This window comes from Chitinophaga oryziterrae (assembly GCF_009758125.1).
Classification (GTDB): Bacteria; Bacteroidota; Bacteroidia; order Chitinophagales; family Chitinophagaceae; genus Chitinophaga; species Chitinophaga oryziterrae.
The window spans coordinates 177,753-200,174 of the sequence record NZ_WRXO01000007.1; the positions used below are offsets into that span (position 1 = coordinate 177,753).

General features: G+C 43.3%; 16 protein-coding genes. 10 read left to right on the top strand and 6 right to left on the bottom strand.

What is annotated here, in order from left to right; all coding sequences use genetic code 11:
* Positions 1-269: 269 nt before the first annotated feature.
* The 4 genes from GO495_RS22305 to GO495_RS22320 all read left to right on the top strand — a co-directional run bounded on the left by GO495_RS22305 (position 270) and on the right by GO495_RS22320 (position 9,661).
* Positions 270-3,608 carry a TonB-dependent receptor gene (locus GO495_RS22305; RefSeq protein WP_157301955.1) on the top strand — a complete coding sequence of 1,113 codons (3,339 nt, stop codon included), beginning with the start codon at positions 270-272 and terminating at the stop codon, positions 3,606-3,608.
* Between the two features lie 10 nt (positions 3,609-3,618).
* On the top strand, positions 3,619-5,256 hold the full coding sequence (locus GO495_RS22310; protein WP_157301956.1) for a RagB/SusD family nutrient uptake outer membrane protein: 1,638 nt from the start codon (positions 3,619-3,621) through the stop codon (positions 5,254-5,256).
* 75 nt (positions 5,257-5,331) lie between these two features.
* Positions 5,332-7,473 (top strand): hypothetical protein, encoded by a 2,142-nt coding sequence (locus GO495_RS22315; RefSeq protein ID WP_205691305.1) that lies wholly within the window; start codon positions 5,332-5,334, stop codon positions 7,471-7,473.
* Positions 7,474-7,516: 43 nt separating this feature from the next.
* Positions 7,517-9,661 (top strand): glycoside hydrolase family 31 protein, encoded by a 2,145-nt coding sequence (locus tag GO495_RS22320; RefSeq protein ID WP_170302708.1) that lies wholly within the window; start codon positions 7,517-7,519, stop codon positions 9,659-9,661.
* Between the two features lie 139 nt (positions 9,662-9,800).
* On the opposite strand, the gene GO495_RS22325 is transcribed toward GO495_RS22320, so the two are convergent.
* Positions 9,801-10,670: a 2OG-Fe(II) oxygenase gene (locus tag GO495_RS22325; protein WP_338075453.1), complete on the bottom strand. Its 870-nt coding sequence runs from the start codon at positions 10,668-10,670 to the stop codon at positions 9,801-9,803.
* 49 nt (positions 10,671-10,719) lie between these two features.
* Entirely contained in the window at positions 10,720-11,442 is a 723-nt protein-coding gene (locus GO495_RS22330) for a DUF4197 domain-containing protein (RefSeq protein WP_157301958.1), read from the bottom strand.
* Positions 11,443-11,527: 85 nt separating this feature from the next.
* Between GO495_RS22330 and GO495_RS22335 the strand changes: the two genes are divergently transcribed.
* Complete coding sequence (locus GO495_RS22335; RefSeq protein ID WP_157301959.1) at positions 11,528-12,676, top strand: DEAD/DEAH box helicase; 1,149 nt, start codon at positions 11,528-11,530, stop codon at positions 12,674-12,676.
* 85 nt (positions 12,677-12,761) lie between these two features.
* Positions 12,762-13,226 carry a hypothetical protein gene (locus GO495_RS22340; protein WP_157301960.1) on the top strand — a complete coding sequence of 155 codons (465 nt, stop codon included), beginning with the start codon at positions 12,762-12,764 and terminating at the stop codon, positions 13,224-13,226.
* Here GO495_RS22340 and GO495_RS22345 read toward each other — a convergent pair.
* The 4 genes from GO495_RS22345 to GO495_RS22360 form a co-directional block, all read right to left on the bottom strand.
* Positions 13,210-13,674 (bottom strand): GNAT family N-acetyltransferase, encoded by a 465-nt coding sequence (locus tag GO495_RS22345; RefSeq protein WP_157301961.1) that lies wholly within the window; start codon positions 13,672-13,674, stop codon positions 13,210-13,212. The genes GO495_RS22340 and GO495_RS22345 overlap by 17 nt on opposite strands.
* 148 nt (positions 13,675-13,822) lie before the next feature.
* A complete protein-coding gene (locus GO495_RS22350) occupies positions 13,823-14,233 on the bottom strand; it encodes an ester cyclase (protein ID WP_157301962.1) in 411 nt (136 codons plus the stop codon).
* 54 nt (positions 14,234-14,287) lie between these two features.
* Complete coding sequence (locus tag GO495_RS22355) at positions 14,288-15,160, bottom strand: helix-turn-helix domain-containing protein (RefSeq protein ID WP_157301963.1); 873 nt, start codon at positions 15,158-15,160, stop codon at positions 14,288-14,290.
* A 6-nt stretch (positions 15,161-15,166) separates the two neighbouring features.
* Positions 15,167-16,015: a dioxygenase family protein gene (locus tag GO495_RS22360; protein ID WP_157301964.1), complete on the bottom strand. Its 849-nt coding sequence runs from the start codon at positions 16,013-16,015 to the stop codon at positions 15,167-15,169.
* Between the two features lie 84 nt (positions 16,016-16,099).
* Between GO495_RS22360 and GO495_RS22365 the strand changes: the two genes are divergently transcribed.
* The 4 genes from GO495_RS22365 (at position 16,100) to GO495_RS22380 (ending at position 22,422) form a co-directional block, all read left to right on the top strand.
* On the top strand, positions 16,100-16,693 hold the full coding sequence (locus GO495_RS22365) for an RNA polymerase sigma factor (protein WP_170302709.1): 594 nt from the start codon (positions 16,100-16,102) through the stop codon (positions 16,691-16,693).
* Positions 16,694-16,759: 66 nt separating this feature from the next.
* A complete protein-coding gene (locus GO495_RS22370; protein ID WP_157301966.1) occupies positions 16,760-17,767 on the top strand; it encodes a FecR family protein in 1,008 nt (335 codons plus the stop codon).
* A 128-nt stretch (positions 17,768-17,895) separates the two neighbouring features.
* Positions 17,896-21,015 (top strand): SusC/RagA family TonB-linked outer membrane protein, encoded by a 3,120-nt coding sequence (locus tag GO495_RS22375; protein WP_157301967.1) that lies wholly within the window; start codon positions 17,896-17,898, stop codon positions 21,013-21,015.
* Positions 21,016-21,024: 9 nt separating this feature from the next.
* Entirely contained in the window at positions 21,025-22,422 is a 1,398-nt protein-coding gene (locus GO495_RS22380; RefSeq protein ID WP_157301968.1) for a RagB/SusD family nutrient uptake outer membrane protein, read from the top strand.

Genomic DNA, 22,422 nt, shown 5'->3' on the forward strand with positions numbered 1-22,422 from the left:
AACCACAAAAACCACAGTATGAGAAGAAAAAATTATAGATAATTCCGCGCTAAAAAAAGGCCGGTAATATTTGCAGTATTACCGGTCATAGTTTCAGCCCCCAAATGCATTCGAACTCATTTTAATTAATCGCCTAAGCGATTAAAAGGGGCTTTTTTTGTCTGGTTTTTTTTGAATTATTAACCAAAGTCAAATTTATGAAATATAAACCTTTACTGCTAAAAATAATGAGAATAACATTTTTACAGTTAATCATAGTTTTTTCCATTATGGGAAGTGTTTATGCTGATGACGTAAAAGCACAAGACGTACTGGATACAAAAATATCTGTCAAAGAAACCAATAATCAGCTTCGCCAGGTCCTTCAGAAACTGGGAAAACAGTACCATATTGAGTTTGTTTATAGTCCGGATATCATCAATGAAAAGCTTGTTGTAAACGTAGATATGCAAAGAAAAAAGCTTTCTGATGTACTCCGGAAAATTTTGCAACCGTTGAATTTAAGATTTGAGATGGTTGGCGATGTGATCGTGATCCGCAATGTCAATGTCAATCAAAAAAATGTTCCTTTTTCATCCACTAAATCATCAGAGGCGCAGGCCAGTCAGGCTGAGAACGTCATCCAGGTTGAGGCCCAGGTTGTTATTACGGGCAAAGTTACCGATGAAAAAGGCGAAGCTATACCAGGTGTGACGGTGAGGCACAAGGAAACAGGTAAAGCCCTGGTAGCTGATATTAATGGAGAATATACAATAGTATTGCCGGAGGCAACCGGCACCTTGTCATTTTCTTTCCTGGGTTATCAAACCAGGGAGATAGTAGTAGGGAGTGACCGGCGCATTAATGTAACGCTTGTAGCGGTAAGCGGCAATCTGAACGAAGTAGTTGTTGTAGGTTATGGAACGCAAAAAAAAGCTACGCTGACCGGCTCTGTTGTAGCGGTAAAAGGTTCTGAAATTGTGAAAAGCCCGGGAATAAATGTGGCAGCCTCCCTCGCCGGGCGCTTACCCGGTGTTATTATTAACAGCAGATCCGGCGAACCCGGACGCGACGATCCGTCAATTTCCATACGAGGTCGCAGCACGACCGGAAATTCTTCTGCACTGGTGGTCATTGACGGTGTGGAACGAGGTGGCTTAGGACAGATCAACCCTAACGACATTGAAAGCATATCGGTGTTAAAGGACGCTTCTGCTGCAATATATGGTGCACGAGCCGCAAATGGCGTTATTTTGGTAACCACAAAACGGGGAACCACCGGGGCTGCGCCGCAGGTTAACCTTTCTTTTAACCAGGGGTTTACCCAGCCAACCAGAAATCCTGTTATGGCCGATTCCTATACCTTCGGCAAAGTTTATAATGAAATAGAAACAGGAGAAGGCAGAGCGCCGAGGTATACCGACGATGAACTGAAAAAATACCAGAATAATTCAGATCCGAATTACCCAAATACCGACTGGTATAAATTTATCGTTAAAAACCGGACGCCACAGCACAGGACTAACCTGTCTGTATCCGGAGGTAATAGTGGCACAACCTACTTCCTTTCATTCGGAGAGGTTATGCAGGACGGGCAGTATAATGGAGGCACCGAAAAGATCAGGCAGTATAATATCCGGTCGAATATTGATGTTCAGGTCACGAATAATTTCAAAATAGGAATGAATTTGTCCGGGCGGTTTGATAACAATCATTTCCCTTATCAGGGGGCCAATAATCTTAATAGCCATATTTTCCTGTATCAGCCCAACTGGCAGCCCTACTGGCCGGGCACGAACCTGCCCCAGCCCAATCGGGGTAATGAAAGCATACTTAATTGGGTGAATGATAATAACGGTTATCAGGACGTACACACAAATACGTTCCAAAGCACCTTGTTCTTTAACTGGAACCTGCCCTGGGTAAAAGGCTTGTCAGTCAATGGCAGCGGAAGCTATGATCCAAACAGCGTTTTCACAAAGACTTTTCAGACGCCGACGTATGTATACTATAAAGATGCAACAAGCGGTGAATATACGCGCGGACGCTCTGGAATGGGTGCTGATTTGGCTGATCTTAATGACAGGACGAGTTTGGGTTCTTTATTTTACCTGACGGGTAAGATCAACTATGAGCGAAAATTCGGGCTTCATGGCCTCAAGGTACTATTAGGATACGAACAGCAAACCATCCATAGTAATTATGACATCACTTACCGAAGTGACTTTGTTTCTACCGTGATACCACAAATATTTGCTGGTAGCAGTGACAAAAACAAACAAGGTAACGACGGATCTGCCACCCAGGGTGCCCGGAAAAATTACTTTGGAAGAATAAACTATGATTACGCGGGAAAATATCTCGCTGAGTTTACGATGAGGCGTGATGGCTCGCCAAATTTTGCTGCAGACAAGCGATGGGGGAATTTCCCGAGCGCATCTGTTGGCTGGAGATTGTCTGAGGAAAAGTTCATGAAAAGATTCGATTTTATAAATGACATAAAGGTCAGGGCATCTTATGGCATTATGGGTAATGACCTGGTCAATTCTTTTCAGTACCTGACAACATACGGTTTCGGGGACAACTATGTTATCGGGGGGAACGATGTTACCGGGCTGGTTCAAACAGGTGCTCCAAATCCCAGTATTACCTGGGAAAGGGCAAAAACAGGTAATATCGGATTAGATGCCACCTTATGGAACGGCTTCCTTGGTATTACATTCGATTATTTCAAAACCAGGAGATCTGATATTTTAACAAAACGAACAGCTGTGATCCCGGGTTATACCGGGTTAATTTTACCTGATGAAAACGTAGGTATTGTGGATAATCAAGGCTTTGAGCTGCTACTTTCACACACAAATAATAATCATGAATTCAAGTACAACTTTTCCGGTAACGTTGCATTTGCCAGAAACAAAGTAATATTCAGCGATGAGCAACCCGCGGCCGAACCTTACCAGTTAGCTACAGGCCGGCCAATAGGTTCGTCTTTACGTTACAAAGCTATCGGGATATTTCCCGATAAGGCAGCCATCGATGCCTACCCTCATTATCTGAACGCCCGCCCCGGAGATATTAAATATGAAGATGTCAATAAGGATGGATCGATCGACTCACGTGACCGTATCCGCATCAATCAAACGAATGTCCCGGAGATCACTTTTGGTTTTAACGCAAATTTTAAATATAAAAGCTTTGACCTTTCGGTTTTGCTACAAGGCCAGGCTAACGCGAAACAATATTTTGGCGGCTATTTTCCTGTAATGAGTTATTCACTGGGTAACTTTTTGAGATGGCGCGCCGACGGCCGGTGGAGTCCTGAAAACACCAATGCAACACAGCCTCGTGCCAGCTATGAGCTATTTAACAATAATACCCAAACCTCAACCCAGTGGCTGCTTGATGCTGGTTTCTTAAGGGTAAAGAATGTGGAGTTTAGTTATAATTTACCGAAAAGCGTCATCAGCAGGGTTGGTATCAAAAATTTACGGGTTTCTGTCAGCGGAAGTAATTTGTTTACTATATACGACCACATGAAAGGTTTAGGCTTTGATCCGGAAACGACAGATTATTGGTATTACCCGCCACAACGTGTGATCAATTTCGGCATTAACGTAACCTTATAAATTAAACAACATGAGAAAGATTATTTATATAATGTTGATCGTTTTTACGGCTACTTCTTGTAATAAGCTGGACTTAAAACCATTGGATAAAATATCAGAAACGGATACCTGGACCGACCCTGCTCTGATCCAATTATATGTGAACGCAACCTATAATTCTATGCAGCATGGCTTTCAACAGGATCTGTTATCCTCGGCATGTGATGAGACTTATAACATCCATGGCTATGGTAATCTTGCCGTATTGCAAAGAGGAGAACTAACCCAGGATAATGTTTCCGGCCTCTCTGACAAGATCGACTATTTTAATTTCGCCTACGGGTATATCCGCAACATCAACATCTTTTTTTCGAAGATCGATGCGGCGCCGGGTGAAGCGGGTTTTAAAAACAGCGTTATGGGGGAAATGAAATTCATCAGGGCCTATATTTATGCGAATTTGATCTGGAGGTATGGCGGCGTCCCGTTGATCACCAAAGTGTTTGGTCTGCATGATGATTTTACGGTTACACAATCCTCTTATGAGGATTGTGTAAAATTCATTGTAGCTGAACTTGATGATGCGGCAAAATTACTCCCCGCCGATCAGCCAGCCGACCAGTTGGGAAGAGCTTCAAAGAATGCCTGCCTGGCATTGAAGGCGCGGGTATTGCTTTATGCCGCCAGCGCGCAAAATAATCCAGGTCATGACCCGGTAAAGTGGCAGGCAGCTGCAGATGCTGCGGAGGCATTGCTTAATGCTGGTTATCAGTTAAATGACGATTACCAGGCAACTTTTTTAAGCAATAACAAAGAAGTTATTTTTGTACGTCAGTTTACGCAAGCCAATAATACCGGAGGCACCGGCTTTAACCTTGAACAGGGGCGTAATGGCTCAAATGGCTACGGATCAGAAAATCCGTCACAAAACCTTGTTAATGCTTATGAGATGGCGGCTACTGGAAAGCAACCCTATATTGTACAAAATGACGGTACCCTGGTTGCAAACCCTGGTTCCGGGTATGACCCGGCGAACCCTTACAGCGGCAGGGACCCAAGATTTGATGCTTCGATCCTGCACGACGGCTCCCTTTGGGCTGGAAGGGTAACGGAAACATTTCACGGAGGCGAGGATTCTCCGGAAAGCAACTCCGGGTTTAACGCCTCGCTTACTTCGTATAATTTCAAGAAATTTTTGGTCGAGAGTATTCCTCCATCAGGTTCCAGCCTTAGGCCCACTAACCCCTGGATCTTTTTTCGCTACGCGGAGGTGCTGCTGAATTATGCTGAAGCAAAATTTGAATTGGGTGATGAGGCTACAGCAAGGCAATACCTGAATATGGTGAGGAGCCGTCCAAGTGTGCACATGCCGGAGGTTACCGATGTTGGCGATGCGCTCAGGAGCCGTATACAGAACGAGCGCCGGGTGGAACTTGCCTTTGAAGAGCATAGATTCTTTGATGTCCGGCGCTGGAAAATTGCAACAGTGGTATTGAACCAGCCATTTCTCCGCATGGATATCACGAAACAAACCAATGGGACAAAAACCTATAACATTATCAAATTGAATGATAGTAAGTTTTTAGAACCGCAGTATCTGATACCCTTTCCGCGTGCGGAAGTAGATAAAAGCTTAGGCTCACTTAAACAAAATCCGGGATATCAATAAATTTAATCCATTGGCATAAGGCAGTTGCCCGGCAACTGCCTTATTAATATTCTTCCATTTACTTAATCATTTAAAATGATTATTACTTTTTCAAAGTTGAAGATGTGCGTAAAAAGGCTTGTTTTATTATTGTTTATTTTTAGCAATTTAGCTGGCCGGGCACAACAGGTTAGCCGGGGAACGATTGATCGTAAAGCGCTGGTAAGCCGCCATAATCTTAAAATAACCGGCGCCAAATCCGCCGGGCCAACCCAGGTGGGGAATGGTAATTTTGCCTACGGGTTTGATATCACCGGGATGCAAACCTATGATGACCAGTTTACAACGATGTCGCAGTGGAGCTGGCACAGCACGCACCCCCCAAAAGGCATGAAGCCCGCCGGCTTTAAACAAACACTTGTTGACACGCATGGCCGGATGGTTGGCTATGACCTGCCTGACTCCAATCAGCCAGAACTGACCCAATGGCTCGCCAGCAATCCACACCGGTTTAACCTGGGAAAGATCGGACTGATATTAAAAAAAGAGGATGGTAGTATGGCCCTGCCGGATGACCTGCAAAATCCGGTTCAATATTTAAACCTGTGGAGCGGTATCGCCGAAAGCAACTTCACTTTGCAAGGGCAAAACGTGAAGGTTACCACCATCTGTGATCCGGATAAAGATATTTTAAGTTTCAAAATTGAATCTGATTTAATAACTGAAGGCCGGTTAGGTATCTTTCTGAACTTTCCCTATGCAAGCTTAAAATACTTTAGTAATGGTTCAGATTATACAAAGCCTCTGTTACATCGAACCAGTATCATCTTAAAAAATAAAAATTCGGTGATATTTGACCGGCACATGGATAGCACCAGTTATCAGGTAGCTTGTAAGTGGTCGGGGAGCGGGAGTATAAAAAAACAAAGCGCGCATAACTATTCGTTTTATCCGGGTAAAAAAAGTACAAGCATAGAATATGTCTTTGCTTTTTCCCCTTCTAAAATTGGCTATAATTTGCCATCGTTTACGGAGATCAAAGCCAAAAGCGCTAAACATTGGCCGGCATTCTGGAAAAGCGGTGCTGCCATAGATCTCTCTCAAAGTAAAGACCCGCGCTGGTTTGAACTGGAAAGACGGATCATACTCTCTGAATATGTGATGGCTATCAACGCGGCCGGAAACTTTCCTCCGCAGGAAACGGGACTTGTCAATAATAGTTGGTATGGCCGTTTTCATTATGAAATGTACTGGTGGCATGCGGCTCATTATGCGTTGTGGGATCGCTGGCCGCTATTGCATAAAAGCCTTCATGTCTATTCAGACAACCTGGTATCGTCGCTTAAACGGGCAAAATTGCAGGGATATGCCGGGGCCAGGTGGCCCAAATGTACCGGTCCCGATGGCAGAGAGTGGCCGGATAAGACGCATGCCTGGCTGATATGGCAGCAACCCCATCCAATCTTTTTTGCCGAACTTGATTATCGGGCACACCCAACGTTGCAAACGCTAAAAAAATGGAATAAGATTGTTGAAAAAACGGCAGATTTTTTAACTTCTTATGCCTTTCTGGATACAGTCCGCAAACAATATATTTTAGGTCCGCCTGTAAAAACAGTCCCGGAAAACAATGAGCCGCTGACCACACAAAACCCGGCCTTTGAACTGGCTTACTGGCGGTACGGCCTGCAAACCGCACTGCAATGGAGAAAGGAACTGAAACTGCCGCCAAAGCCGGAATGGGAAAAAGTGCTTAAAAATTTGGCGCCGATCCCCGTGAAGGACAGTCTTTACGAGCAATGGGAAGGGATCGACGAAATGTGGACAAAATTCAATTTTGAGCACCCGGCCATGGCAGGGATATTTGGCGTGCTGCCCGGTAATGGTGCAGACAGGCACATCATGGAAAAAACCTACCAAAAGATTCAGGCTGTCTGGAAATATGATACCGGGTGGGGGTGGGACTTTCCGATGGTCGCCATGTCTGCTGCCAGGCTTGGGCATCCGGAACAAGCTGTTGATATGCTTTTACATCCTTCAAAAAAATTCGGATTTGACGAGCATGGCTTTGTTGGCGGGGGAAATCCGTATCCTTACATCCCTTCAAACGGTGGTTTGTTATATGCGATCGCATTTATGACGGCGGGCTGGGATGGTGATCAAAACATTCATGAACCTGGGTGGCCGAAAGATGGCTCCTGGACAGTTAAATGGGAGGGGTTTAAAAAAGCCCCCTGATAATACAATCGTGATTCCCGATTTTTATAATATTACCTTTCACATGAGAAAAAATACGATTAGTACGTTTACCCTGCTTCTGTTTTTGCAGGCTCTCTTTATCAAGGCAATTGCGCAGGTTACCAATGTGGCGCCTGGGGTACAAAAGATCTCCGCGGGTGTGCCCGATAAATTTACGCCCTATAGTTTTTGTGAAGAGTTACCTATGAAGACAGCACTTGCCGGCCTGCCAGCCGGAGAACTGCCTTTTAAACTGGCTGATATCAGAATAAGTACAACCGACCGTGGGGTAGTAGTAGAGATCCCGCTGGATAGCAGTGAGCAGCTTTATGGCTTTGGCTTGCAGCTTGGCTCGTTCAATAAGCGGGGGTTAAAAATAAGACCTATTGTTAACGATAACCCGCTGAATGATGTTGGCTATACGCATGGCCCCACAACGTTTTATGTATCTAACAGAGGCTATGGGATCTTGATAAATACAGCGCGCTATACCACTTTTTACTGCGGCAGCATGGCTAAACTGAATAACAGGAACATTGCATCTGCGGAAATAAAAGGCGGCAATTCAGTTGATGAACTTTACAAAAGTAGTGGCAAAGTACTGGGTAGTGTAACGGTGGATATCCCGGGGGCCAAAGGGATAGAAGTTTTTGTTTTTGAGGGTCCCGATCTCAAAAACGTTATGCAGCGGTATAATCTGTTCGCAGGCGGCGGTGCTTTGCCTGCAATTTGGGGCCTGGGCGTTAAATACCGCGTAAAAGCAGATTTTAACCAGCAGCAGGTGATCAAAATGGCGGAGTATTTTCGTAACAACCATATTCCGTGCGATGTATTGGGTATCGAACCTAAATGGCAAACCGCAGCATACTCCTGTTCCTATGTGTGGGCCAAAGACTTCTTTCCTGATCCCGATACTTTTATAGCGGTTATGAAGGATAAGGGTTTTCAGTTAAACCTATGGGAACATGCTTTTGTATCGCCTAAATCGCCGCTTTATGAACCTTTGAAAACCAGGTCTGGTAATTACCTGGTATGGGGCGGCTTAGTTCCCGATTTCGCTGATAGTACGACGAGGAAGATTTTCGCTGATTACCATAACGAAACCTTTGTAAAACAGGGCATTTCGGGCTTTAAAATGGATGAATGCGATAATTCCAATATCGCTTTTGGAAGCAACTCGTGGAGTTTCCCCGAGCTTAGCCAGTTCCCATCGGGTATTGACGGTGAGCAGATGCACCAGCTTTTTGGCTTGCTGTATCAAAAAACCATATATAATATTTATAAGCGCTTCAACAAACGCACCTATTTGGATGTACGGGCTTCGAATGCTTTCGCGTCTTCGTATCCTGCTGCATTGTATAGCGATACATACGATCATGACCAATACATAAAAATGATATTGAACTCCGGGTTCTCGGGTATGATCTGGTCCCCGGAAGTGAGGGAGTCCAATTCGATAAAAGATTTTATGCGCCGCAGTCAAACCGCGGTGCTGTCGGCACAAACACTTTTCAATTCCTGGTACCTGCAGAACCCGCCATGGTTGCAGATCAATATTAAAAAGAACAATGCCGGCCAGCTGATGGATAATGCAAGAGACGTGGAAGCTGATATCCGCAAATTATTCGAATTCAGGATGAGCCTGATTCCCTATTTGTATAATGCTTTTGCTCAGTATCATTTTAAAGGCATACCGCCGTTCCGTGCTTTGGTAATAGATTATCCGGATGATAAAAACACCGTTAATCTGGAAGATGAATACATGATAGGTGAAGGTATACTGGCGGCGCCATTAACAGAAAAAATGGACGAGAGGATGGTTTACCTCCCGGCCGGTATCTGGTATGATTTTAATACGAACCAAAAATATGCAGGGGGCAGGCAATACTCCATTAAACCCACACTTTCTCAACTGCCCATATTTATCAAAGAAGGAACGATCCTACCATTAGCCAAGCCAGTTGAGCATGTAACAGCAGGTACAGTATTTGAGATCACCTGTTATGTGTACGGCAATGGTGCAACAGGGACAACGCTGTTCGAGGACGATGGTGTAACTTTTAATTATGAAAAGGGAGATTATAATACGATGACTTTGCAATGGTTAAATAATAAGGCGCATATCAGCCACAAGGGTTCATTCAAAAATTCCAGGTATGAGATAACCCGATGGGTTGTTATTAATTAATGTTAACTCCGCCCTGCGTATCATATAGCTGCCGGCTATATCATTTCTGTACAAACACGGAGCCGGATATGTTTTGTCGCAAACAAAAAGAGGGCGTATCAGTTACTGATACACCCTCTTTTTGTTTATAGCATATATATTATTTCTTTTTGGAATTCCCTGATAAGAAGCGAAGTATTTTACTGACAATCTTATCATTAGCTCCCAGTCTTCCCTTTATTTCCGTATAAATGGCCACCATGGTATTGTCCAGCTTCACCATAAACTTTTTCCTTCCTTCACCAGGTCTTACCATATAATGGGTTGCCCTGCGGAAAGGCTGAGCTTCTTCTGTATAGTAATATAATGCAATAGACCTTCTGAAAACATCCTCGGGACAGGTAGTTGGTTCCGGATGGCCATGATAGGAATCGGCATCTGTATTGAAGATCACGCAACGGTTAAACACTGGCAGTACTTTTTTCTCACAGGCTTTCATCTGTGTATCCCATAACTCCAGTTTTCCACCCCATTCTTCTTCCCAGTCCTTGTTCAGATAAACAAGTACGTTCACACGTCTTTGCCAGTGGCGATGATGTGGATGTACCGTGAAATCTGCATGAATGTTGAGATACCCGTTCCTTTTAGACTGATGGATTCCGCCGCCTTCCAGCAAATCATCTTTCATCAGGCCTTTTATGCCGGTAAGGGTACTCAGGAACTCAAGAAATGCAGGTGAATTTAATTCGTTAATAGTTCTTTTTATGGTCGCAGGTAATGCGTCCAGCTTGTTCAACCCTGCTTTTTTCTCATTGTAGTGAACATAATTTATCCAGCCATCAGCTTCATTGAGTTTATTAAACTCATCCACACATTTATTCAATACTTCCGGATCAAGGAAATTTTCCAGTACAATATGAGGATAAGGACTCGCTTGCTGGTATTCGCTACTCAAAGTTGGTAGCTGGCCGTTCCATTTATCGTAATTGAATAACTGGCCTGGCTGAGGAGTTGCAACTGTAGTATTCACTTTTGACGTTTAAATTTATAACAATTTACAACAATTTATAATTGCTTATTTATTTCGTCTGTGCAGCCGCACTTCCAAACACTGTTTTTAACAGGTCTGTAACACGGGCAGCAGGATCTTTACGGATCTTTTGCTCTTCCAGTCCTACTTCCAGGAAAATACCCGCTACCGCCTTCTCTGTTACGTAAGAGGAGAGGTCTGTGTTTACCGGAGTAGAGGAGAATTTGTTATACAGGGAGAAAACGTCTCCCCAGTACTTGGTAGCATCCACTTTCTTCAGGGCTTCCGCGATCACCGGGCGGAAAGCACTGGTAAGATCGGCCGTGGTCTTCTGTTTAAAGAAATTGGTAGCTGCAAAATCACCCCCTTTCAGGATACCCATGGCATCGGTGATGCTCATCTGTTTGATAGCATTTACGAAGATGGGCGTGGCTGACTTAGCCGCTTCCTCTGCACCACGGTTCATGGCCAGTACCGCTTTATCTACTACACTACCCATGCCCACATTACGTAAGGTAGACTCAACTTTCTGCGCCTCAGGGGGCATCAGTATCTTTAATGCTGCATTGGCAAAGAATCCGTTTACAGCAGAAAGGCGATTGGCACTGTTCTGTGTACCTATCGTTAAGGCCTCTTTTAAAGCAGCAGCAATCTGTGTGGTGTTCGTCTGTCCACCCACTGTAGTTGGCAGGCTGTTGAGGATCTGTTGAGAGGTCTCACAGCTCGTTAAAAGCAGTGAAATGAGCAAACATGAGAAAAAACCGGTTTTCATAATAGCATATATTACATTACATAATGACAATGTTTGGCAAATATAGGCGTTACTTTTCGTAGTTTATCTTAGCTTTGCGCAAAAAATGGCATTTTCATCACTTGGATTATCTGCACCTTTACTTCAGGCTATCAGGGAACATAAATACAAAGAGCCATACCCGGTGCAGGAACAAGCTATACCTGCCATCATCAACGGAAAAGACATTTTAGGGATCTCCAAAACAGGGTCGGGTAAAACCGCAGGTTATGTACTGCCTATCCTGGAATTGTTCCAGCTAAGGTCCAGTAAAGGAGACCGCCACATAGGTGCCCTTGTGATCGTTCCTACCAGGGAATTGGCCATCCAGGTGAATGACGTGTTCAAGACCTTCAGCAAACATCTTCCTCAGACGATAAAGACTACAGCCGTATTTGGTGGTGTATCCATCAATCCGCAGATGATAGCAGTACGCCATACCGATGTACTGATTGCTACTCCGGGGCGTTTATTAGACCTTATAGACTCTAAAGCCGTGCATATCTCCAGGGCAGACATATTAGTGCTGGATGAAGCGGATAAGATGCTGAACCTGGGTTTTAAAGAGGAAATGGATAAGATCATGGCCATGTTGCCGGAGAAACGCCAGAATATCCTGTTCTCTGCTACTTTAAACAATGATATCAATGATATACAGTTACAGTTGCTGCATGAACCGGTAAAGATCGAGATCGTTGATGAGGAGAGTGGAAGTAATATTGACCAGATTTCACAACTGGCATATAATGTGACCCTTGAAAGAAAAGGCCCTTTCCTCAGATATCTGATTAAAAGTGAGAATATGGAACAGGTGTTGGTATTTACCTCTGCTATCCGCTCTGCAGAGAACCTGGTAGGTAAGCTGAATAAGAACGGCGTCCAGGCAGCTGCGTTTCATGGAGATTTGAGTCAGGGTACAAGGGTAGACAACCTGCGAATGTTTAAAGAAGGCAGATTACGCGTACTGGTAGCTACGGATTTAGCTGCCAGAGGTATAGATATCAAAGATTTACCGGTGGTGATCAATTTCGAATTACCCCGTTCCCCTAAAGATTATGTACACAGGATAGGCCGTACCGGCAGGGCAGATGCGAATGGAACAGCTATTTCATTGTTATGTGAAGATGATCAGCATCACTTTAAAATTATCCAGAAGAAGATGGGTAAGAAAGTAGAGATCAAAGAAAGCGCTGAGATAGATCTGCATGGCTTTTGATTGAAATATCCTATAAAGGGATTTATCCGTCCTAACATTTTTCTTATTCACTTTAGATCTTTACAATATCTAAAGTGAATAAAATATGTACTACTTTTTGGTTTTCCATTCTCTGTTAAGATGGCTGGTTTTAATCAGTTTATTATATGCTATTTACAAGGCATATACAGGCTATACAACCAACAGGACCTTTACAGCCAGAGATAATGCAGCCCGGCACTGGACGGCTACCATTGCGCAAACCCAGATGCTGCTGGGCATCTTTTTATATACCCAAAGTGCTCTTATCAAATATTTCTGGAGAAATTTCAGTGAGGCTATTCATCAGCAGCAAATTACTTTCTTCGCACTGATCCATATCTCTCTTATGGTGATCGCAACTGTTATACTTACTGTTGGTTCGGGAATGGCTAAAAGAAAAGAAACAGATAAAGAGAAATTTAAAACGATGTTAATCTGGTTTATCATCGCGCTCATCATCATATTTATCGCCGTCCCCTGGCCATTCTCTCCATTAGCAAACAGACCCTGGCTCAGAGCAGTTTTTTAGACATGGTGATATCATCCCCTTCTTCCTTTATAACAAAACCGTACTTTTTAAACAGGTTGATAGCAGCAGACATACTTCTTGCAGTATGCAGGCAAACTACTTTAAAATGCAGTTTAACAGCCTTTTGTAATACGTTTTTCAGCAGCAGGTCTCCCAGTTTCAGACCTCTGTAGTTACTGTCGATGTACATCCTTTTCAGCCAGCAGGTGTTATTATCTGCATCTGCTGGCTGTAATGCGACTGTCCCGATGATATCACTATCGAAGGTTTCTATGACTTCAAAGGCGCCTCCTTTTTGGGTATAGTTTGCCTCGATATTTGCGAGGTCGCTTTCATACGTATCAGGGGCGTACACGTAATCAAATTCGGGCAGGGTCCTTTTTACAAGATCTGTTATTTTATCCCTGTCCCTGTTGGTAGCTGTTCGGATGATAAAACTCTTATCCATTAGCAGGGGGTAAATTTTGGGTACAATGCAAAAGTAATCAGTTCTTTTGTGGGAGCTTTATTTTATTTACCCAATTGCAAATGTTATTGTTTTTAAGTATTGATTTTTGTTAAAATTTAAAAAATGATAACACTTAAAAATGTCGCTACTAATGCTTAGAGAGTTTTGCTATCAGAGCGGACAATGTGTTCATCCCCCAGTGCCCGAAATACCTGCCATTTTTTACAGTAACTATATCGATCACATCTATTGTTATTTTTTCTCCTGTAGGAGGGATGCCCATTAAAGGGCCGGTATGTGTGCCTGTGATAGCTTTGCGGGTAGTGACTTTATCGCCTTCAGCAATCTGATCGTAGATAATCACTTTGATATCGGAGAAGGCGGGCCTTAATACTTCTTCGAACATATACCGCATGCCTGCCGGGCCGTTATTCATACCTTCCCGGGCAGTGTGATTGATGAAATTATCATCCATCAGTTCTTTGAAACTTTCCTGGTTTCCCTGTTCAATTACTTCTTTGTTGAAGCGTAATACAACTGCTTTGTTATTGTTTTCCATAAGGCAAAATTAGGAATGCCTTACCTTTTACAGTTATAGCTACTCATTCAAAAACTATTGCCGGGCAGTCAGATTTTGTTCCTGATAATCTTTGGGAGAAATACCGAATTGCTGTTTGAAAGATTTAGAGAAACTGGAATGGTTCTCATAACCTACTTTCTGGTATACGTCACTGGGTTTTTCGCCGGGCTGTTGTAATAAACGGGCAGCTAGTTGCAGCTTTTGCTCCAGAAGCCATTTCTGGGGAGAAAGGCCGTAGATATTGTTAAAGCGTCTCTGGAATGTAGACAGACTTGCATTACAAAGGAATGCCAGTTCTTCTACTGTAATATGATTAGCAATATTTGTTTCTACTACCTGTCTTAGTGCAAGGTCTTTGCTGTCACTGGTATTATTAAGCCTGAAAGAAGCAATGGCATCCGGGTTTGTTTCAAAGAGGTATACCATCAGTTCTTCTGTTTTTAATAATCGCAGTTCCACTGATAATTCATTTCCTGATTGAAGTAATAAATCCAGAGAGGAGATATAATTCCTGATAAAAGTATCTTTCTTAAATGTCAGAGAGGGGAGACCTTTCTGTTTTCCGGCACGGCTGATGAGTTTCGCATATTTTACATAAAAATCAGCCATTAGTTTATTGCTGAAATAAATGATGATACTATGGAATTTACCTTCTCCCGAGAGTACTTCTGTTGTTAAACAATTTCCACAGGAAAGCAGTAGGATTTCATCTTCATGAACGGTCGTTTTATTATCAGTATAAGCAATTGTTTTTTGCCCCTCTATCAGCAGGTTGATCATATTCTTATGCAGTATGATCTTGTTCTTCACGGTATTGGTACCAGAGGTATACCTTTTGATGATAACATCACTGTCAGGGTCTGTTTTCCCTGGTAGCAGGTCTTGCGGCAGGTTGATCACTTTCATACAAAATTAGTTATTACCTATTCTGAAGCATCTCATGCTGATGGCAGAAAATACTTCTTCATAAGTATAATGGATCTCTTCATTTTTATCAGCCAAAGCAATGCTGTATAACATAGGAATGTAATGATCTGTAGTAGGTACAGCGCGATTGGCGATCTTCCCTAAATTATTATAATAAAACAGGCTGCCGAAGTCTCTTTCATTAATCCGGCCCTTTACCCATTCGTCAAATTCAATAGCCCAGGAGTAGGGTTTATTCCTTGAAAAAACGCCCTTTAACAAACTGAGCTCCAGGTTATGTACAATATTCCCGCTGCCAATGATCAATACGCCTTTATCCCGTAAGGGTTTCAGGTGTTGGGCCAGGTCCCAGTGATAATCTAGTCGCTGCCCTACAGGAATGCTTAATTCCATAACAGGGATATTACCTTCAGGTGCTATATGTCTTAAAATGGCCCAGGCCCCATGATCAAGATCATTACTGTCATCCACTTCCACTTTCTCCGATAACTGCGGAATTACCTGGCCAAAGGCGGTAGCGCCGGATACATTGTAATAAGGGCAGTTGAAGTGTTCCGGAACTTTCAGATAAGAGGCTTCCGCCGTGAGATAATGCCCGGATATAATCAATATGGCGGATGGCTTACGGGTAAGATCATCTCCCATCTTTTTTAAACTCTGCGTAAAAGGGTTATCCCTGAACGCATTTTCAGGGTCACCATGCCCCACAAAGAAAACGGGCATTTTCTCCGTTGGCTGGAAAACACCGGGCAGTTTCAGCAACTGCTCTATCTGTGATGAGTAGGGAATGAACGGCAATAATGCCGCCATTTTGATAAATGATTTCCTTTCCATTTTTTGCGAACAATCCATAAATATACTATGAATTCACAATTTCATAACCTACGTCCCTCAATCCAATCTGTACTTTTGCGGTATATGGATGGGGCCAAAACAGAAATATCTTTACTCCATGATCTTGCCGGCGGAAGTTTTGCTGCTTTTGAAACATTGTATCATCAGTACAAGCAGGCTGTATATGCCAATATATATAAGATGGTAAGGCAGCCGGAAGCTGCAGAGGATATTTTGCAGGAAGTGTTCCTGGCGCTCTGGCAGAACCGGCAGAAGGTCCACCAGGATAAATCTGTGGCAGGATGGCTTTTTGTGGTGAGTTATAATAAGGCCGCTACTTATCTGAAGCAACAATTAAAATCAGCCATTGTACTGGATGAATACCCCGAAAACCTTCCACAGGAGGAACAGGACGAGGATGAACTGTATCATATACAGTTGTCTGTAGTAGAAGATGCGATTAACCATTTACCTGCCCGTAAGAAAGAAGTATTCCGTTTATGCCGCCTGGAAGGCAGGCCCTATGAAGAAGTAGCAGAAATAGTAGGGATCTCGGTGCCATCCGTGAAAGATTACCTGAAACAGTCCACACGTTTTATTAAAAGCTATGTACAGGGGGAATATACCTCTGGTCTTACCACTTTATCCCTGCTGATCATTTTCCTCGAAAATTACTGAGTTAACAATCTGGTAACATTAGAATCATCCCCTTTTGCTCCCTCACGGAGTATTTACTATTGAATCATGGAAGATATCCAACATCTCATAGAAAAATTCTGGGCAGGTAAGATCTCCGCAACAGAAAAGCAGCAATTGTTCGAATATATGAACAATAACGAGGCTGCGTGGAAAGAATATATGGAACAGTCATATGCTGACAGTCGTGAAGAACTGTTAAGCGGACCCGCCGGAGAAAGAGTATTGCAGGGATTGCGTGAACAGATAATAGTTACTAAGAAGGTAAGCATTATCCCTGTGTGGGGCCGCTGGGCCGCCGCCGCGATGATCATTGTGATGGCAGGATGGGGATTCTTCCATGTAAATAATGATACGCGTTCGCTGGCGATGAAAACAGCGCCGGTAAAGCAATTATTGCAGCACAGTAATACCGGCAGGCATATGGAAATAATAGCGCTGTCTGATGGTTCTGAAGTGCAGTTACAACCAGGTGGTATGATCAGTTATTATCCATCGTTTGATAGCCTGGAACGTAATATCTCATTAGAAGGGACCGCATTATTTAAAGTAGCAAAAGATCATAAACGTCCTTTCAGTGTTACTGCAAAAGGGTTTACCACTACTGCACTGGGGACTGTTTTTTCTATTAGTACCATACAGTCGGATAAGTTATCTGTGAAACTGCTGGAAGGAAAGGTAGTTGTAAAGACTGCAAGGGGTAGTGATCTGGTGATGAAAGAAATGTATTTAACACCAGGACAGGAATTCGTTGTTAATACCGTACTGAAACAGTTTCATGTTGAGAATGTTGCTCCATCAAAAGAAGTACACGCAAGAGAGCATATCATCATCATGTCATTTAATAAATCGCACTTACAGGATGTATTTGCACAACTGGGCAACTATTATCATGTACAGTTTGATATAGATACGGTAGCAATAAAAGGATTGTCATTTACAGGAACATTTGAAAAATCAGACTCCCTGCAGGTGGTATTATCAGCCATATGCAATATGAATGATCTTACATTCAATAAGGAGGGACGGAAAATAGTCATCAGCAAACAGCAATAAATCCGGATTTATAAGCATACTGTAACCGCTTCATGGGCGGTACGGGATACCTATTGTCAAAATTATAAAAGAAAAAAATGCAACATCACAAGTTTTTCCGACAGTTTATAACAGTCTGTATACTGTTAATGAGTCTTACGGTACAGGCGCAGCAAACTGCCAGGATCAAGGGAATGGTCGTGAATGAAAAAGGGGAGAGTATGCCGGGTGTTACCGTGCAGATGAATGAAACCGGCAGTAAGGTTATCAAAGCCACTATGACCAATGAAAAAGGGATCTATACATTTGATCATTTAACAGTAGGTAGTAAATACGATTTTGTTTTCACGGCCGTTGGGTACGAAAAATATATTTCCAATGCTTACCTGATCAACGATGGTGATAATAACTCATTACTGGTAAGAATGAATATTGCTACAAAAGCATTGGGAGATGTAGTGGTAATTGGTTACGGGCAACAATCAAGAATGAGAGTAACCGGCGTAATCTCTCAGGTGAAGTCGAAGGAACTGAGTCGTTATAGCGGGAGCAGCTTTGCACAACAGTTGGTGGGTAAAGCTGCCGGTGTTGTCATCAACGAAGCCTCCGCACAACCGGGTACGGACCCGCAGATCGTCATCAGGGGGATAGGTACATTAACCGCAGGAAGAAATCCTTTGATCGTTGTAGATGGATTTCCATTATCAGAAGGATCTTCTTTTAATTCGATCAATCCACAGGATATTGAATCCGTAGATATCCTGAAAGATCCCGCTTCTGCCGCTATTTATGGTTCCAGAGCTGCTAACGGGGTGATTTTAGTGACAACTAAAAAAGGCAAAGCAGATCAGTTTAAAGTATCACTGGATGTATATGCCGGTACACAGCAACGCGCAGATCGTGTTAAATACGTAGATGCTTATGAAGCCGCTACTTTTTTCACGGAAGCGAGGGACTGGGGATATGTATCGAAGAACCCCGCCAACAGGAGTATTAATGATGACAGGGCTACCCGCATTTCAAAAGGTGCTAGTCTGCGTGAGCTGCGCCTGAATTACCTGGACCCTTATCTGGCAAAACAACCCGGGCTCACCAACACTAACTGGCAGGATGAGGTATTCAGGGATGCACAGATGAGCAGTTATAACCTGGCTATCTCCGGTGGATCTGCGAAGACAAACTATTATGTAGCCGGCAATTATTTCAACCAGCAGGGGATTGTCATCAATAATGGATTAAAACGTTACAGCGGTACCATCAAAATAGATACTAAATTATCTGACCGTTTTGACATGGGGGTAAGCATTAATCCCTCCTGGAACTCACAAAACTATTTTGATAACAATACCAACTGGTCTAATGACCCGATAGCTGATATCTACATTATGTACCCGTTTTTCAGCCCGCGTAATGCAGACGGGTCACTGGCTATCAGTAAACAGATCATTGCCAATACCCCGGAAGATGGAGCGCTGGGAGAAAATGCGGTCGCACTGGCTACGAAGATTAAGAATAAGAGGGATTTTTTCAGAACGTTCGGGAACGGATATATGTCTTTTAAATTACTGGATGGACTGAAACTAAAAACACTGGTAGGTGGAGATGTTGTCAGTAACCTGTTCAACTTTTATAACCCTTCCGGCATAGGACAATACAGAGGAGCTGCACCTAAACCTGCGAGCGCTATTGAGACAAGAAACCTGAATGTGAATTACCTCTGGGAGAATACCCTGAACTATACTAAAAGCTGGGGACCTCACGATCTGGATGTACTGGCAGGTTATACCTTTCAGAAGGAGTCGGGATCATCTACAGTTGTAACCGGTTCCGGTATTGCAGATGATAACATTACCAACATAGGAGGGGCCAGCGCCTTTACGGCTGTCGCTTCCCGCTATACCTGGGTACAGATCTCCTACCTGGCCCGTGCGCAGTATGCTTACCTGGATAAATATCTGTTCTCTGCTACTGTAAGACGAGACGGGTCTTCCCGTTTTGGGGATGACAGGAAATGGGGGAATTTCCCTTCGGTAACAGCAGGCTGGATATTGAGTAAAGAAGGCTTCTTCCCGCAATCAAATGTCCTGACCTTCGCCAAGCTGCGTGCTACTTACGGACAGTCCGGTAATAACCAGATAGGTTCCTACAGTTCAAAAGCGCTGGTGAATTCGTCCAATTATGTATATGGCAATGCACTGGGAGCTGGTTTTGCTGCCACCACTACCCCTAATCCAAACCTCTCATGGGAAACAAAAACATCTTCAAACTTTGGTATTGATCTGGGCTTATGGAATCATTTCAATATCACTGCCGATTATTATAATTCCATTACAAAGGATTTATTGCTGAATGTTCCTGTTCCTGATGCATCAGGTTTCAGTGCCTCTATCCAGAACATAGGTAAAGTAAAAAACTCGGGTTTTGAGGTGGAATTATCAGGGACCGAGATCGCGCTGGGACCTGTGAAATGGAGCTTTAGCGGCAATCTTGCTACCAACAGGAACGTCGTGCAGGCGCTGGCTCCGGGGCAGAAGCAGATCATTACAGGTGCTGAAAGTAATTTCCGTACAAGGGTTGGCGGACCAGTGGCAGAGTTGTATGGTTATAAAGTAACGGGTGTATATAAGACACAGGCAGAGATAGATAATACGCCGCATATGACCGGTACACTGACCGGGGACTACAAAGTAGAAGATATCGACCACAACGGAAGGATTGATACAGATGACCGTATGGGATTCGGGACCTACAATCCTAAATTTACCTACGGGTTTTCGAATAATTTCTCTTACAAGGGATTTGAACTCAGCTTTGCTTTACAGGGCATTCAGGGAAGAAAAACTTACGACAGACAGATCGCTTTATTTGATGAATCAGGAGAAGGGTTTTCTGTACCGAGCAAATATTATTATGATCATCGTTATCATCCCATTGATAACCCCAACGGTTTCCTGGGTCAGCCTAACCTTGGTAATTTATCCAGCAACAGGAAATTGACCCGTGCCTCCAGTATATTCTTTAAGAAAGCAGATTACCTGCGCCTGCGTAATATTCAACTGGCATATACCCTGCCTGCAGCCTGGACTTCCAGGGTAAAGATGTCTGCTGCAAGAGTATATATCACTGCCAATAACCTTTTCACTATTACAGATTTCAGAGGATACAATCCGGATGCTACTTCTACAGATAACGTATTGACGAATGGATTGTCAATGGCAAATTATCCGGTAGCAAAATCATTCATCATCGGGTTTAATGTCACCTTTTAATTATTTATCATGAAGAAGATCAGCTTTATTATATTATTGTTTTTATGTAGTTCCTGCGGTAAGGAATTATTTCAGAACCCTACTACGGAAAAAGAATCCGGTAGCTTTCTGAGTACAGAAACGGAAGTAGAGGAATATGTGAATGCGGTATATGCCAACTTACAGTTTAACGGGTTATACGGCCTGTATATGCCTGCGCTTACAGAAATCCCTACTGATAATACCTATGATGAAGTACCTGCCAATGATGATGGAATTTACGGACAGTTGGACCAGTTCACGCTCATCCCTTCCAATCTTATTATTGCTGCTGCCTGGCAGGATTCCTACAAGGCTATCCAGAAAGCAAATGTTGTACTGAACCGTATAGATAATATTACTTATGCGGTACCGGCTACAAAAGAGGCCCGTAAAGGAGAAATGAAATTCATCCGTGCATTGTTATATTTTAATCTTGTAAGATTATATGGGGATGTGCCTCTGGTGCTGAAAGAAACGACAGACCCTAATGTATATTTCGGTGCAGGACGTACGCCCGTAGCTGATGTATATCTCCAGATCAAAAAAGACCTGACAGAAGCCATTGATGAATTACCGGTTTCTACCACTCAGGCCGGGAAAGTGATCAAAACTGCTGCGCAGTCATTACTGGGAAAGGTATACCTGACGCTGAAAGAATATCCCAATGCGGAAACCGTGCTGATGGCAGTGGTTAATTCCGGCAAACACCGCCTGATGACAAATCCGGCAGATGTTTTCAGTATCAGTAATGAGAACAATGCAGAGATTATATTTGCAGTACAGTTTGCATCAGGCATCAATGGAAATACAGAAGGGAGTACTATGTTTCAGCAGTTTAGTCCTTCCGGTACACAATCAGGCGCAAAGGGACATAACCTGCCGACAAAAAGTTTATACAATCTGTATACCGCTGCTGATAAAAGAAAAGGGACTTATATTGATGTCACTACTTCAGGGATACCTTATTGTAAGAAACTCTCTTTGCCAACGACAGTGATCACGGATGGAGGTAGTGATGTGGTCGTATTGCGCTATGCAGATGTATTGCTGATGCTGGCAGAAACAGAGAATGAACTGAAGAATATTACTACTGCCATTCCTTATCTGGACTCCGTCAGGATCAGGGCCGGCCTTACCGCCACCACCGCTCTTACACAGGATGATGTGAGGGCTGCTATTGACCTGGAAAGAAGACTGGAACTGATTGGAGAGGGACAACGCTGGTTCGACCTGTTACGCACAGGGACCGCTGTTACTGTTATGAATAAATGGTTTAATGATAATGGGATACTGACAACGATTGATAAACATAATCTTTTAATGCCAGTGCCACAGGGACAAATAGATACAGATCCGTCTGTTAAACAAAATGAGGGATATAACTAA